The sequence below is a fragment of the Pseudomonas sp. NFX224 genome (assembly GCF_048565165.1).
Classification (GTDB): Bacteria; Pseudomonadota; Gammaproteobacteria; order Pseudomonadales; family Pseudomonadaceae; genus Aquipseudomonas.
The window spans coordinates 1489372-1503565 of record NZ_CP183416.1 but is presented as its reverse complement, the minus strand read 5'-3'; the positions used below and the strand labels follow the sequence as shown (position 1 = coordinate 1503565).

14 protein-coding genes and 1 pseudogene are annotated in these 14194 nt (G+C 60.0%); 10 read left to right on the top strand and 5 right to left on the bottom strand.

Annotated features, from left to right (window positions below):
• Window positions 1-48 precede the first annotated feature (48 nt).
• Together ACNYC6_RS06750 and ACNYC6_RS06745 are read right to left on the bottom strand one after the other, a co-directional pair.
• On the bottom strand, window positions 49-1215 hold the full coding sequence (locus tag ACNYC6_RS06750; RefSeq protein WP_419711636.1) for an MFS transporter: 1167 nt from the start codon (window positions 1213-1215) through the stop codon (window positions 49-51).
• A gap of 16 nt (window positions 1216-1231) precedes the next feature.
• Window positions 1232-2256: pseudogene (locus ACNYC6_RS06745) on the bottom strand (aminotransferase class I/II-fold pyridoxal phosphate-dependent enzyme).
• Window positions 2257-2481: 225 nt separating this feature from the next.
• Between ACNYC6_RS06745 and ACNYC6_RS06740 the strand changes: the two are divergent.
• The 4 genes from ACNYC6_RS06740 (at window position 2482) to ACNYC6_RS06725 (ending at window position 7115) form a co-directional block, all read left to right on the top strand.
• Window positions 2482-3390, top strand: a complete 909-nt coding sequence (locus ACNYC6_RS06740; RefSeq protein WP_419711635.1) for a LysR family transcriptional regulator — start codon at window positions 2482-2484, stop codon at window positions 3388-3390.
• Between the two features lie 106 nt (window positions 3391-3496).
• Window positions 3497-4690, top strand: coding sequence for a CaiB/BaiF CoA transferase family protein (locus tag ACNYC6_RS06735; protein WP_419711634.1), 1194 nt, complete (start codon window positions 3497-3499; stop codon window positions 4688-4690).
• A complete protein-coding gene (locus ACNYC6_RS06730) occupies window positions 4687-5613 on the top strand; it encodes a hydroxymethylglutaryl-CoA lyase (protein WP_419711633.1) in 927 nt (308 codons plus the stop codon). Before ACNYC6_RS06735 ends, ACNYC6_RS06730 begins: the two co-directional genes overlap by 4 nt.
• A 170-nt stretch (window positions 5614-5783) precedes the next feature.
• Entirely contained in the window at window positions 5784-7115 is a 1332-nt protein-coding gene (locus tag ACNYC6_RS06725) for an MFS transporter (protein ID WP_419711632.1), read from the top strand.
• 78 nt (window positions 7116-7193) lie between these two features.
• Here ACNYC6_RS06725 and ACNYC6_RS06720 read toward each other — a convergent pair whose 3' ends face one another.
• On the bottom strand, window positions 7194-7682 hold the full coding sequence (locus ACNYC6_RS06720) for a DMT family transporter (RefSeq protein ID WP_419711631.1): 489 nt from the start codon (window positions 7680-7682) through the stop codon (window positions 7194-7196).
• A 77-nt stretch (window positions 7683-7759) separates the two neighbouring features.
• On the opposite strand from ACNYC6_RS06720, the gene ACNYC6_RS06715 reads away from it, so the two are divergent.
• The 5 genes from ACNYC6_RS06715 to ACNYC6_RS06695 all read left to right on the top strand — a co-directional run bounded on the left by ACNYC6_RS06715 (window position 7760) and on the right by ACNYC6_RS06695 (window position 11678).
• Window positions 7760-8668 carry a LysR family transcriptional regulator gene (locus tag ACNYC6_RS06715; RefSeq protein WP_419711630.1) on the top strand — a complete coding sequence of 303 codons (909 nt, stop codon included), beginning with the start codon at window positions 7760-7762 and terminating at the stop codon, window positions 8666-8668.
• Between the two features lie 87 nt (window positions 8669-8755).
• Entirely contained in the window at window positions 8756-9394 is a 639-nt protein-coding gene (locus tag ACNYC6_RS06710; RefSeq protein ID WP_419711629.1) for a LysE family translocator, read from the top strand.
• Between the two features lie 87 nt (window positions 9395-9481).
• Window positions 9482-10828, top strand: coding sequence for a diguanylate cyclase domain-containing protein (locus ACNYC6_RS06705; protein WP_419711628.1), 1347 nt, complete (start codon window positions 9482-9484; stop codon window positions 10826-10828).
• A 117-nt stretch (window positions 10829-10945) separates the two neighbouring features.
• Entirely contained in the window at window positions 10946-11101 is a 156-nt protein-coding gene (locus ACNYC6_RS06700; protein ID WP_007911485.1) for a KGG domain-containing protein, read from the top strand.
• A 73-nt stretch (window positions 11102-11174) separates the two neighbouring features.
• Window positions 11175-11678, top strand: coding sequence for a DUF4142 domain-containing protein (locus ACNYC6_RS06695; RefSeq protein ID WP_419711627.1), 504 nt, complete (start codon window positions 11175-11177; stop codon window positions 11676-11678).
• A 7-nt stretch (window positions 11679-11685) separates the two neighbouring features.
• Here ACNYC6_RS06695 and ACNYC6_RS06690 read toward each other — a convergent pair whose 3' ends face one another.
• Window positions 11686-12096: a low affinity iron permease family protein gene (locus ACNYC6_RS06690; RefSeq protein WP_419711626.1), complete on the bottom strand. Its 411-nt coding sequence runs from the start codon at window positions 12094-12096 to the stop codon at window positions 11686-11688.
• Window positions 12097-12373: 277 nt separating this feature from the next.
• Here ACNYC6_RS06690 and tam point away from each other — a divergent pair, with 277 nt between their 5' ends.
• Window positions 12374-13144: a trans-aconitate 2-methyltransferase gene (gene tam, locus ACNYC6_RS06685; protein ID WP_419711625.1), complete on the top strand. Its 771-nt coding sequence runs from the start codon at window positions 12374-12376 to the stop codon at window positions 13142-13144.
• A gap of 313 nt (window positions 13145-13457) precedes the next feature.
• Here the strand turns inward: tam and ACNYC6_RS06680 are convergent, their stop codons facing one another.
• On the bottom strand, window positions 13458-14186 hold the full coding sequence (locus ACNYC6_RS06680; RefSeq protein WP_419711624.1) for a class I SAM-dependent methyltransferase: 729 nt from the start codon (window positions 14184-14186) through the stop codon (window positions 13458-13460).
• Between the last annotated feature and the right edge of the window lie 8 nt (window positions 14187-14194).

The window sequence follows — 14194 nt, the reverse complement described above, 5'->3', positions numbered from 1 at the left end:
TGCGTTGTTCGACTCACGGCAAAAAGGGGCTGATGGGCGGCGACTTTATCACGGTCGCGTGGGGAGCCTGGTCAGCATCACGCAGATCATTGCCCCCAAGGCCAGCAAGGTGCAGAACAGCGACAAGGGCCATGCCTGCGCACTGGCGATGAAACTCGCCAACGCCCCGATGGTGGCAGCCATCAGTTGATGGATGAAGCCGCTTAGCGCCATCGCATAGGCACCGCCGACCGGCGCGCCATCGTTGGCCAAAGACAGGCTGATGGGATAGTTGAGTGATTGCCCGAGCACCGCTAAGCAATACGGCAGCCAGAACAGAAGCGCTATGGAGGTGGCCGCTACGCTCCCCAGCAACATCACGGCGGTTCCGGCCAGCACCAGTCCGACACCTACTGTCATAAGCCAGAGCCGACCCGTGCGAAGTACCAGACCGTTGACCCCCAGCGCCCCCAGAAAGTACGCCGCGCTGATGGGCCATCCCAACAATCCGTACTCTATGGGTGACCAGTTGAACGGTCCTTGCAGAATCACGGGTGCAGCGGTGTTGAAGGCAATGATTACTCCGTAGCCCAATCCCCCGGCCAGCGCCGGCAACAGAAAGTCCCGATGGCGAAGAATCTGCCAATAGCTGGGCCAGGTGGATGAGCGGGCATTTTCCTCCACGCGGGTCGCAAAAGTGATCCGCGCCACGACCACCGCCATCGCGAGACTGACACCTCCCAACAAGTAGAAAATTGCCGGCCAGCCCAACGCCACTTGAATGATCGACCCCAGGTACTGGCCGATACCCAGTGCCACCACAAAGGAAATCGATAGCCAGGACAACGCCTTGGCCAGCAGATCACCGCTGGAGCTGTCGCGGATCAACACCCGGGCCATCACCGAAATACCGCTGGCCCCGACTCCCTGAAGCAGGCGCAGGACCAGAAAAGACTCCAGTGTCGAGCCTAGGGGCAAAGCTAGATTTCCCAGACCGTAAATACCCAGTGCCGCCAGCAACACCGGTTTGCGGCCGATACGCTGGGCCAGGCTGCCCCAGAACAACATCGGCAGGGCCATGCCGATCAGATACACCGCCAACCCCCATGAAACCAGCGAAGCGTCGACAGTCAGTTCGCGTGCAATGTCGGGCAATGCCGGCAGGTAAATGCTCATGCCCAATTGAGCGAGAAACACTGTGCTGCAGGTGACGAGGAGGGTGGTGGTGCTCTTCATTGAATCGTCCTTGGGATCAGCGGCAGACATCCCGACCGTGAGCCTGCAGCAGCTCGGCGATGAGTCCACAAAAATGGCGAATCAGCATGGGTTCCATATCGGCCCGCAGGGTGATTCTGATGGCGGCATTGCCTTGCGCAACCACCGGAAAGAAAACAGCCGAGGTAAAGAAACCGAGATCGGCCAGTTTAATGGCAATGCGGTTCGCCAACGTCGCTTGCCCGCAGGGAACCAACCGAATGGCCATGTTGCTTTGGCGCTGGTCGGTTTGTATAAGGCTGTCAAAGAGCTGGATGTTGGCCTGAAGCTTTTCCTGCAACGCGATAAATTTTTGCGTGCGATGCAAGACGATAGAGGCTCTGCCCGCGCCAATGGCCGCACTGTTCAGGCTTTGTGACCAATTGCTTGGGCCGCCGTAGCGCTGAATCAGTTTTTTTTGCCGTTCACTGCCCAGCATGACTACACCACCGCTGGCGCCAAAAGATTTCGCCAACGATGCGACGATCAGGCAATTATCGTCCAACGAGTGAAGCCTGGGGCGTACCAGTCCAACGCCGAATTTTCCTATGGCGGACAGCGCGTGCGAATCGTCCATGTAGAGAAACAACCCGTAGCGGTTCTTCAAATACAAAAGACTATCCAGGTCCGCCACGCCCCCCATGCTGTAGGCACCATCGGCGACGTACGCGACCTTCGGGTGTTGTCGGCACTGCTTCTCTAGATAGTCCATGTCGTTGCTCGGGCAGGTCACCACCTTGGTTTCATCGGCGCAAGCGGCCTTGAGATGGTTCATCGAGTAATGAGCCATCCGGTCAAAAACCATAACGGGCGGGCGATTCTGCGTGATCACGCCACTGGCCAGTAACGGTAGCAGTCCGGCACTCGCGGCACTGCACGACAAGGTGCTCGGTTCGCGCTCTTGATCTCGACATTGAGTCCGGCGATTTTTCCGGCTTCGGCGGTTTCCCAGTCATGATCTGCCAGCGAAATCAGTTTTCGATAGTTGGTGAAGGTATTTGCCGCAAATGCTGTCTGGTCCATTGGGATGAATCCGTCCTTGAGTGATGTAACTGTCCGTGTGTATTTCCAGACTTTACGTGGCGCGTGCAGGACTTTTAATCGGCTGATTCCGGTACGCTTGAGTGTTACGAGAGATTTATGTGTAGGGCGTTGCTTGATGATGTTGTGGTCCATTTGCTTTGGCGGCCCTGGCTTGAATAGGGCTATCCTGCCGACTCAGATGAACACCAAGCCATCGAGCCCCCCATGCTGCAAAAAAGCCTGATCCGCCGCCTCGACCTGATCACCCTGCAACTGTTTGTCGCCGTCCACGAAGAGGGCACGCTGACCCGTGCCGCCGCGCGCGAAGCGATTGCCGTGTCGGCGGCGAGCAAGCGTTTGATGGAGTTGGAAGAAGCATTGGGGATAAGCCTGTTCGTGCGTCAGGCCAAAGGCATGACGTTGACCCCTGCCGGCGAAACCCTGTTGCACCACGCCCGGCAAATGTTGTTCAACGTCGAGAAAATGGGCCTGGAATTGGACGAGCACAGCCACGGCGTGCGCGGTTATGTGCGGATGCTCGCCAATTTGTCGGCGATCATTCAGTTCTTGCCCGAAGACTTGCGGGACTTTTCCGAGCGTCATCCGCAGGTCAAGACTGACCTCGAAGAACGGCCCAGCGCCGGGGTGATTCAGGGGGTTCTGGATGGCGTGGCGGATCTCGGGATCTGCTCAATCGACAGTGACATCAAAGGGCTGCACAGCGTGTTGTATCGGCAGGACAAACTGGTGGTGTTGATGCCCGCGCATCATCCTTTGGCGAGCCGTTCGAGCCTGGCCTTTGCCGACACGCTGGCCAGCGATTACGTCGGCCTGCACGCCGCCAGCTCCATCAACATGCGCACCCACGCGGCGGCGCGGGAGGCCGGCAAAATGTTGCGGGTGCGTATCCATGTGCCGGGGTTCGATGCCATGTGCCGCATGGTCCAGGCCAATATGGGCATCGGCGTGCTACCGCAGCGGGCTTATGAATTGTTTGGCCGGGCACTGGGGCTGACGGCGGTGCCGTTGACCGACGACTGGTCGGATCGCGCCTTGATCGTGGTGGTGCGCGACGAGGCGTTGCTGTCACCGGTGAGCCGGATGTTGTTTGAGCATTTGCGAGGGGATGTTTGAGCGTTCGCATTTCGCGAACGCCCGTTGCCAACTGAAGGTTGGATTCCTTTGCCCCCGGTCCTCTAGCCTTGGCAGCAATTCCAAGAACAACTAGAGGTACCCCGCGATGACTGCCCCCTTGAGTGCAATCAAAGTGATCGAGATCGGCACGCTGATCGCCGCGCCATTCGCTGCGCGCATGCTCGCCGAGTTCGGCGCCGAAGTGATCAAGATCGAAGCCATGGGCCAGGGCGATCCCTTGCGCAAATGGCGCAAGCTGCACGAAGGCACTTCGTTGTGGTGGTACCTGCAATCGCGCAACAAGAAATCCCTGGCACTGAATCTGAAATCCCCCGAAGGCATCGAACTGGTCAAGCAACTGGCGACCAGCGCCGACGTGCTGATCGAAAACCTGCGCCCCGGCGCGCTGGAAAAACTCGGCCTCGGCTGGGACGTGCTGCATGCCCTCAACCCCAACCTGACGCTGGTGCGGATTTCCGGTTATGGCCAGACCGGCCCGTACCGCAACCGTCCGGGTTTCGGTGCCATCGGCGAGGCCATGGGCGGGATTCGCTACACCACCGGCACCCCCGGTTCGCCACCGGCGCGGGTGGGCGTCAGCCTCGGTGATTCGCTGGCGTCGCTGCACGCGGTGATCGGCGCGCTGATGTCGTTGCTGCGGGTCAAGACCGGGCAGGGCGGCGGGCAAATCGTCGATGTGTCGTTGGCCGAAAGCGTGTTCAACGTCATGGAAAGCCTGGTGCCGGAATACGACATGCTCGGCCATGTGCGTGAGCGCAGTGGCGGTGCCTTGCCGGGCATCGCGCCGTCCAACACCTATCTGACAGCCGATGGTGCCTACGTGGTGATTGCCGGCAACAGCGATCCAATCTACAAGCGCCTGATGGAAACCATCGGCCGCCGCGATCTGGCCGACGCCCCCGAGTTCGCTCACAACGACGGACGTGCAGCCAAGAGCGGATTGCTCGACGCGGCCATCACCCACTGGACCAGCAGCCTGCCCATCGACGACGTTCTGGCCGCGCTGGAAGCCGCCGAAGTCCCGGCCGGGCGCATCTATTCGGTGGCCGATATCGTCGCCGATCCGCACTATCAAGCGCGGGACATGCTGCTCAACGCCGAACTGCCGGGCGGCGCCACGGTGAAGATGCCGGGCATCGTGCCGAAGCTCTCGCAAACCCCTGGTGGCGTGAACTGGTCCGGTCCCGGATTGGGCCAGCACACCGACAGTGTCCTCGCGCAATTGGGCCTGACCGCAGCAGACATCCAACGCCTGAAAGTCGAAGGAGTGGTGCAATGATCACTGATTATTCCGAGCGCCTGATCGTTCAGGAAGTCTCCCCGCGCGACGGCTTGCAGATCGAACCGACATGGGTTGAAACCGTCGACAAAATCGCCTTGATCGATCAACTGTCGCTGGCGGGATTCAGCCGCATCGAAGCCGGTTCGTTCGTGTCGCCCAAAGCCATTCCGGCGTTGCGCGATGGTGAGTCGGTGTTCAAGGGCATCACCCGGCAACCGGGGGTGATCTACGTCGCGTTGATCCCTAATCTGAAGGGCGCGCAACGGGCGTTGGCGTGCAGTGCCGATGAACTGAACCTGGTGATGTCCGCCAGCCAGACCCACAACCTGGCGAACATGCGCATGCGTTGCGAAGACTCGCTGACCGCGTTCGGCGAGATCGTACATTTCGTGCACGGCTCCAAGGTGCGCCTCAACGCCAGCATCGCCACCACGTTCGGCTGCCCGTTCGAAGGCAAGATCGATGAGGACCGCGTGTTGCAAATCGTCGAGGCCTATCAGGAACTCGGCATCCAGGGTATCAGCCTGGCCGACACCACCGGCATGGCCAACCCGCGTCAGGTCGACCGCTTGGTGCGGCGGGTGTTGCAGCGGGTGTCGCCAGCGGATCTGACCCTGCATTTCCACAACACCCGAGGCCTTGGCCTGTGCAATGTGCTGGCGGCTTACGAGGCTGGCGCCCGGCGTTTCGACGCGGCACTCGGCGGGCTCGGCGGTTGTCCGTTTGCGCCGGGTGCGTCGGGCAATATCTGCACTGAAGACCTGGTCAATTTGTGCGATGAAGTCGGCATCCCAACCGGTATCGATTTGCCGCTGCTGCTCAAGCTTTCCAGAGGATTGCCGGCGCTGCTGGGCCACGAAGTGCCCGGCCAACTGGCCAAGGCCGGGCGCAATTGTGACCTGCACCCGATCCCCACCTGACACCCATCCCTATAGGAGCGAGCCTGCTCGCGATGGCTGACTGACATTCAACCTGGATGTCGACTCTCCCACCGCTGTCGCGAGCAGGCCAAACCCCACAGTAAAAAGCACTTCAACCAGACAACAAAAACAATCGGACACCCCAAGGGAAGTCCGCCTGGAGAACCGCAATGAGCCTCAATGCACTGGAGGCCGGCGTGAGCCCGGCCGTTAGCCACGATGAAGAAAAAGCCCTGGTCAGCAAAGTCGCCTGGCGCCTGATGCCGCTGATCATGGTCTGTTACCTGTTCGCGTTTTTCGACCGCATCAACATCAGCTTCGCCAAGTTCCAGTTGCAGACCGACCTGAGCCTGAGCGACACCGCGTATGGCCTCGGCGCCGGGCTGTTCGTGGTCGGTTACGTGATTTTCGAAGTGCCAAGCAACATGATGCTGTACAAGGTCGGCGCCCGTCGCTGGATCGCCCGGATCATGATGTCCTGGGGCCTTGCGACCGCACTGATGGTCTTCGTCAACAGCGAATGGCAGTTCTACGTACTGCGCTTCGTGATCGGCGCGATGGAAGCCGGTTTTGCGCCGGGCGTGCTGTATTACCTGACGTTGTGGTTCCCGCAGCACTATCGCGGTCGCATCACCTCGATGCTGTTTCTGTCCTCGGCCTTCGCCGGTCTGGTCGGTGCGCCGTTCTCCGGATTGGTGCTGCAACATCTCGACGGCTTCATGGACATGCGCGGCTGGCACTGGTTGTTCCTGCTCGGCGGCGTGCCGTGCATCGGCCTCGGTTTGCTGGTGCTGACCCTGCTTAAGGACCGCATCGAAGACGCCCATTGGCTGACGCCGTCGGAGAAGTCGCTGCTGGCCAGCCGCATCGCTCACCATGAACCCCACAAGAGTGGCGGCTCGCTGCTCGCGGCGTTGCGGATTCCCGGTTTCCTGACCCTTGGCTTGATCTACTTCCTGATTCAGGTGGCGTCTTATGGCTTGAACTTCTGGGCGCCGCAACTGATTCGCAGCGCAGGGACCGAGAGCCCGGTGATGATCGGTCTGCTGACCGCCATTCCGTACATCTGTGGCGCGATCAGCATGGTGGTGATCGGTCGCTTGTCCGATGCTAGCGGCGAACGCCGCAAGTTTGTCGCCGGTCTGGTCGCGGTGGGGGCCATCGGCTTCTTCAGCGCGGGGATCTTCGCCAACCACACGACGTTCCTGATTGTCGCGCTGGGCCTGCTCGGCGCCGGGATCATCGCCTCCATCCCGAGCTTCTGGACCCTGCCACCCAAACTGCTGGCCGGTGCCGGCGCGGGGGCCGCTGGCGGGATTGCGGTGATCAACACCCTGGGCCAGTTCGGCGGCATCGTCAGCCCGGTCATGGTCGGCCGGATCAAGGACCTGACCGGCAGCACCACACCGGCGCTGTACGTCATTGGTGTCTGTGCGCTGATCGCGGTGGCGCTGCTGATGTGGGGGCTGCCGCAGAAATTGCGGACCCTCGACAAGTTTTAAAAGATCGCAGCCTTCGGCAGCGCCTACAGGGACCACGCATCCCCGTAGGCGCTGCCGGAGGCTACGATCTTTTGATCTTCAAGAAGTCGCTACCACTGCTTTCCCCGCCACCCCACCCAACTGAATCAGCACCACCCCGCCAATCAACAACAGCGCCCCAAAGACCTTGGGCAATGACACCTGCCGCTCCACCAACCCAAACCAGCCAAAGTGGTCGAGCAACAACGAAGCCACCACTTGCCCTGCCAGCGCCAACGCCATAAACCCCGATGCGCCGAGCTTGGGCAACAACACCAGCGCCAGTGAAATAAAACACACGCCGAACGCGCCACCGGCCCACATCCACAGCGGTGCCTTGCTGATAAATGCCAGCGAGGGCAGGGGCAAACGCATTGCCAGCATGATCGGCAACAACACCAGAATACTCACCACCAACGAGGCCAATGTCGCCCACAAAGGATGACCCAACCCGCGCCCGAGATTGACGTTGATCGCACTCTGAAACGGCACCACTGCCCCGGCGAACGCGGCCAGCAGCAACAGGCCGGCCCAATGCAACGTACTCATGTTCATTCTCCAACAGGTTTTGCTGGACTCTAGAGTATTCGTCGCGCAGATTTAAATTCCGTGTTGGTATTCAGAGCATGCATAAGATGAATGATCTGCGCCGTGTCGATCTCAACCTGCTGGTGATCCTCGACGCCTTGCTCAGCGAGCAGCACGTCACCCGTGCCGCCGAACGTTTGCACCTGAGTCAACCGGCGGTCAGCCATGCGCTGGCGCGGTTGCGCGATTTGCTCGGCGATCCGTTGCTGATGCGTGCCGGTGCCAGCCTTGTGCCGACGGCGCGAGCACTGGAACTGATGGCGCCGCTGGCCGAAGCCCTGGCCCAGGTGCAATCGCTGCTGGCGCCCAACGCTTTCGATCCGGCCACCGCCAAGCGCACCTTTCGCCTGGCGATGTCCGACTACGGCGCCGCCATCGTCCTGCCAGGGTTGATCCGTACACTGCGTCGTGAAGCGCCGGGCATCGACCTGCAAATCAGCCATGCCAGCCGCGAAGGCATGCTCGACGGCGTGCTCAACGGTGATATCGATATTGCCGCTGCGGTATTTCCAGAATTACCGAGCGAGCTGCGCAGCACCCCGCTGTTCGAAGAGCACTACGCCTGCCTGGTGGACCGCAACAGCCTGCCTGAAACCGGCATCCTTGACTTGACCACCTATCTAAGTCGCCCGCATGTCCTGCTGGAAATGCGCGGCAGCGGCACCCCGGAAATCGAGCGCGCCCTGACCCGCCTGCGCGAACGCCGCCGCGTCGCCGTCAGCCTGCCGCACTGGCGCGTCGCCCCGGAATTCATCAGCGGCACCGACCTGATCCTCACCGTCGCCTCCCGGGCTTTGCGCGACATCGATGAGTCGACCTTGATTGTCGTACCACCGCCGTTTGAGATTCCGTCGTTTACCTTTGTGTTGGTGTGGCACAAGCGGCGGGGTGGGGATCAGGCGTTGAATTGGTTGAATGAGCGGATTGCCGAGGGGATCGAAGGCTGAGGAAGTTCTTCGACGATCAGTCAGTCAGCAACCAAAGACCTGATATAGACTGGCGCCCATTCAGCCAATCGTTCAAAAGGACTTCCCATGACCCCCTCGCTGCTGATGGCCGTGCTCGCATCGGGATTCATCTATGGCATCACCCCGGGACCGGGCGTGCTGGCGGTGTTTGGCATCGGTGCGGCGCATGGGCGACGGGCCGGGGCGGGGTTTCTTTGCGGGCATTTGCTGGGCGATGTGGTCTGGTGCAGCACTGCGCTGGTGGCGATTGTCGGCGCGCGGGAAATCGGCAGCACCGCGTTTGACGTGTTGGGCGTGCTGAGCGGGCTCTATCTGTTCTGGCTCGGCTGGCGCGCGGTGCGGGCTCGTCGTAACAGCGCCGAGGCGCCGCAAGGCCCGGCGCGGCAACCGTTCTGGCACGGCATTCTGTTCGGCCTGACCAATCCGAAGGCGTACCCGGTGGCGGTGGCCACATTCACCGCATTGCTGTCGAGCCGCGCCGAGTTGCTGACCTGGTCGATGCTGCCATGGCTGACCTTCCTGAGCTTCGTCGGCGGACTTTTCGCCTACGCTATCCTCATCGGCATCGTCGGCGCGCGCCGGGTGCGCACGTTGTACCAACGCCACGAACTGGCGATTACCCGGTTGTGCGGGGTGATGTTCATCGGTTTCGCCATCAACGCTTTGGCCCATGCACTGCCGGGGCTGGTGACGAACAAGGCTTGACGCTGATTGCAGGGCTGCATCAGTTGCACACGTACGGGGCAGGGATGGTTTTCTATTGCTGCATTGTTCGGACACGCGCTCGGCACCATGACCACCAGAAACTCCGCTCCGTTCGCGAGCTACATCGACCTCTTGCTGGACGCCGTTTGCGCGGTCGACAAACAAGGTCGCTTCGTTTTTGTCAGTGCCGCCTGCGAGCGCATTTTCGGTTATAGCCCCGACGAACTGATCGGTCGCCAAATGATCGAACTGGTGCACCCGGCCGATCGCCAGCGCACCCTTGATGCCGCAGGCGAAATCATGGGCGGTGAACCCAAACTCAATTTCGAGAACCGCTACCTGCGCAAGGATGGCCAGGTGGTGCATATCCTTTGGTCGGCGCGCTGGTCGGAGGTCGATCAACTGCGCATCGCCGTCGCCCGCGACATCACCGAGCGCAAGCAGGCCGAGTCCCGGCAAGCGGCGTTGTATGCGATTTCCGAAGCGGCGCATGCGGCGGAGGACTTGCTGGCGCTGTTCAAACGCATCCATTTGATCATCGGCGAGTGGTTGCCGGCGCTGAATTTCTCCGTGGCGTTGTATGACGAACATTGCGCGCAGCTGAATTTCCCCTATCACGTCGACGACCACGAGCAAGAACCCGAACAGCCAGGCACGATCACCGGGCGTCTGTGCGCCGAGGTCATGCGTAGCGGCTTGCCGATCCTGTTGACCCCGGACCAGGAAAATCTACCCGAGGGCTTCGAAGTGCTAGTGTCCGGGCCGAACTCGCCTTGCTGGCTCGGTGTGCCGCTGAATTCGCAAAACGGCACCATCGGCGCACTGATCGTCAAAAGCATTCCCGGCGGCGAGCGCTACACCGAGCAGGATAAAGAGCTGTTGCAGTACGTCTGCGCCCAGGTCGCCACGGCGATCGAGCGCAAGCAATTGCACGCGCGGCTGCAACGCATGGCCCAGTACGACCAGTTGACCCAACTGCCTAATCGCGAATTACTGCGTGACCGGCTGAAGATAGCCATGGACGCAGCCCGCGCAGAGTGCGGACGCATGGCGCTGTTGTATGTCGATCTCGACCGCTTCAAGCAGGTCAACGACACCCACGGCCATGCGGTCGGCGACATGCTCCTGCAAACCGTGGCCAATCGGCTCAAGGGCTGCGTACGCGAAACCGACACGGTGGCGCGCATCGGTGGTGACGAATTTGTGGTGTTGCTGCACAGCATTCACGCCTCGGGCGATGCCGACTGCGTGGCCGGAAAAATCCGTCAGGTGCTGGCTGCACCGCTGCGTCTGGATGGTCATAGCCTGAACATCCAGACGAGCATCGGCGTGGCCCAATACCCCGAACACGGCACGGAAGAAAATCAGCTGTTCCGTCACGCCGACGAAGCGATGTACACCGCCAAACGTGAGCATCACCTGCGGCTCGTCTGAAAATTTCGCCACCGTTCGTCGTGGCGATTTCAGGTTTTCTAAACCTTTTGGTGCGCGAAAATTCAGATTCTATGCGGGCCCCCGCTCGCCGCGACTAAAAACAAGAGGTAGAGAATCATGCCTAACTCAAGAAACTCGAACTCGGGAAACTTCGCCAACGATCGAACGAAGGCGTCTGAAGCCGGTCGCAAAGGTGGGAAAACCACCACCACGACTGTCGATAAAGAGCCTAAACCCGATATGGGCCGCAAGCCTGCACAAAAATCGAAGTAATGGATGAAGGTGGTTTTGATCGAGAAGCGGGGGCGAAAGCTCCCGTTTGAAATTTGAAGAGGAGGGCGCGACCATGAGCCGGATGGCCACCCGATTACGCAACAGCGGTTTTGCCGTGTTACTGGGCTTGTGTGCCAACAGTGCCTTTGCCCAGACACCCACCGAATTCATCAACGATGCCTCGGCCAAAGGCGTGGCCGAAATCGAAGCCAGCCGTCTGGCGCACCAGAAGTCCGAGTCCAAAGAGGTCAAGGATTACACCATCGTCGTGATCAACGACCGCACCACCGCCAACCAGCACCTGGCGAAAATCGCCAGGCAACTGGATCTGCCGGTGGCCCCGCGTGAGGAAGTGGTGGAAAAGGCCAAGGCCTTGATGCCGGAGGCCATGGAAGGCACGACGTTCGACGAGGCCTACACCGCGAACCAGATAAAAACCACTCAGGAAGCCATCGAGCAACTTGAGCAAACGGCACAAACCACCGATGTGCCGCAAATCAAGGCGTTCGCCGAAGAAACCTTGCCCAAACTGCAAAATCATCTGCAGATGGCCAGGGCGCTGCAGGCCAGTCGCTAGCCACCGATCAGCACTTATTCAGATCCTGCTTGCTGCTTCCCTGGACGACGATGCCGTCCAGGGAAACGGTCTGGCCTTCGCCAAGTTGCCGATACTGCTTTCTCAGCGCCTCCAGTTCCTTGAGGTCCAACGCCTCTAGCCCAAGCATCGCGTTCTGCGCTTCCTTGGTTACCCGCAACAACTCATCAACCTTCAAATGCAAAATGTCCGTGTCGCGGTTCTGCGTGTTCTGGATCAGGAACACCATCAGGAAGGTGATGATGGTGGTCGAGGTATTGATCACCAGTTGCCAGGTGTCGTTGTAACCAAACAACGGCCCGCTCACCGCCCACAGAAAAATCAGAATGATCGCCCCCATGAATGTCGTAGGACTGCCGGCCCACAGGGCGAGTTTCTGCGCGACTTTTGCGAATTTCATGGCCGTGTTCCTTATTGGGGATGAACCTGAAATTCAGACATCGGTGGGGAGATGAAAATTCGGCTGGGTTGTGCGAAAGAACCGCCTGCCGTAACGCGCTCTCCGTAGCAGCTGCCGAAGGCTGCTACGGGTTGTGTGTAGTGGCGTTAGCGAATTTTGTCGACGGGCTCAGCAGCGTTTTCACCAAAGGTGGAATAGAGCGCAGTCTTCCCGTCGATGTATTGTAGGGGACCGGTTGTCGGCCAAGGCCTGAACAACACACCGACAGGAGAACGCAATGAGTTGGTCCGCCAAACAATACGTCGCTTTTGAAGATGAACGCACCCGTCCGGCCCGTGATCTGCTGGCGGCGATCCCCGCCGGGGAGGTGCGTTCGGCCGTCGATATCGGTTGCGGCCCCGGCAACTCCACCGAGTTGCTGGTGGAGCGTTTTGCCGGGGCTGCGGTGCGTGGCTTGGACAGTTCCACCGACATGATCGAAGCCGCACGCAAGCGCTTGCCGAATGTGCAGTTTGATATCGCAGATATCGACACTTGGAACGACAGCGGTCCGTTCGATGTGATTTTCGCCAACGCGGTATTGCAGTGGGTGCCCGATCACGCCACGTTGCTGCCTTCGCTGGTGGACAAACTTGCTCCCGGTGGCAGCCTGGCGATCCAGATGCCGGACAACCTCAACGAAGCCTCGCACCGGTTGATGCGCGAAGTCGCCGCTGATGGGCCGTGGGCCGACAAACTATCGGGCGTTGCCGGGCAGCGGACAGCGATGGAAAGTGCCAGCGGCTACTACTCGATTCTGAAAGTTTGCTGCACCCGCGTCGATGTGTGGCGCACCACCTATCATCATCCGTTGGCGGACGGTGCCTCGGGTGTGGTCGAGTGGTTCAAGGGCAGTGGTTTGCGGCCGTTTCTCCAACCGCTGGATGAGGCGGAGCGGGCGCAATATCTGAGGCAATATCAGTCGGCTATCGAAAAGGCCTATCCGGCGCTGAGCGACGGTTCGGTGCTGCTGCCGTTCCCACGTTTGTTTTTGGTGGCAACGCGCTGAGGTGAAAAAGGGACAGATGACCTTGAGAGTCATCTGTCCCTTTTCTTGACCGCCTGAATCATTAAGGCAACTTGTTCTTTTTCGAGCGGCGGGCGCTTAAGTATTCAAATGCAAACGAGGCAAAGCCGAACAACCCGATCATTGAAATGATCATGATCCCCAACTCTGAACTGGCCATGTTGATCTCTTGGCGAAAGGTGAGCCGGGAGAATAGGGGATTGGCTGGCGGCCTCAACACCTTGCTACGGCTTCTTTACCGGGAAGCGAGGATCTATACGCAAACTATACGAGCGCAAGGGTGGCAGGAGCGTATTCAGCGTTGAACCCCGACCAGCATCATCATTGGCCGTTCCCGTTCTTCGGCCAGAGCCGGTTGTGCCTCGACCTCTGCATCGGTCGGGCCCCATTCATTGACCTGTTGAATGTTGAAACCGGCGCCAATCAGCATGTTGAGCAACGTCCCGATGGTTCGGTGCTGCTTGATCACGCCGTCGGCCAGCCAATTCGTTACGCGCTCGCCTTCCAGTTGATAACTGTCCACGGGCCAGCTCTTGCGACCTTCGGTATTGAAGATCCAGCCGGGGTTACGCGGTGCCATGAAGATTGGATGCTCGATGGAAAACACGAAACGCGAGCCGGGCTTGAGGGCTGCGTGGATATTTGCGAACAGCCCCGGCAAGTCCTTGATGTAATGCAGCGCCAAAGAGCTGTAGGCCAGATCGAAACTGGCCGCCGGCAGTTCAAGGTGTTCCAGGTCGGCGCGCTCGTAGCGGATGTTCGAAGCCGACGTGGTCGTGCGCGCCTGCTCCAGCATTTTTTCCGAAACATCCAGGCCGAGCACACTGCTGGCGCCTTGCTCATTCGCCCAGCGACAGAACCAGCCGTAGCCGCAACCGAGGTCGACCACTTTCAGACCTTGCATCGGTGGCAGCATCGATTGGAGTGCCGGCCATTCCGGTGCGGCGTCAAGGCCGCCAATTGAACGGGCCATCTGGCTGTAGCCTTGGAAGAATCCGGGGTCGTCGTAAATGTTTTGGGTCATCTTCGGAT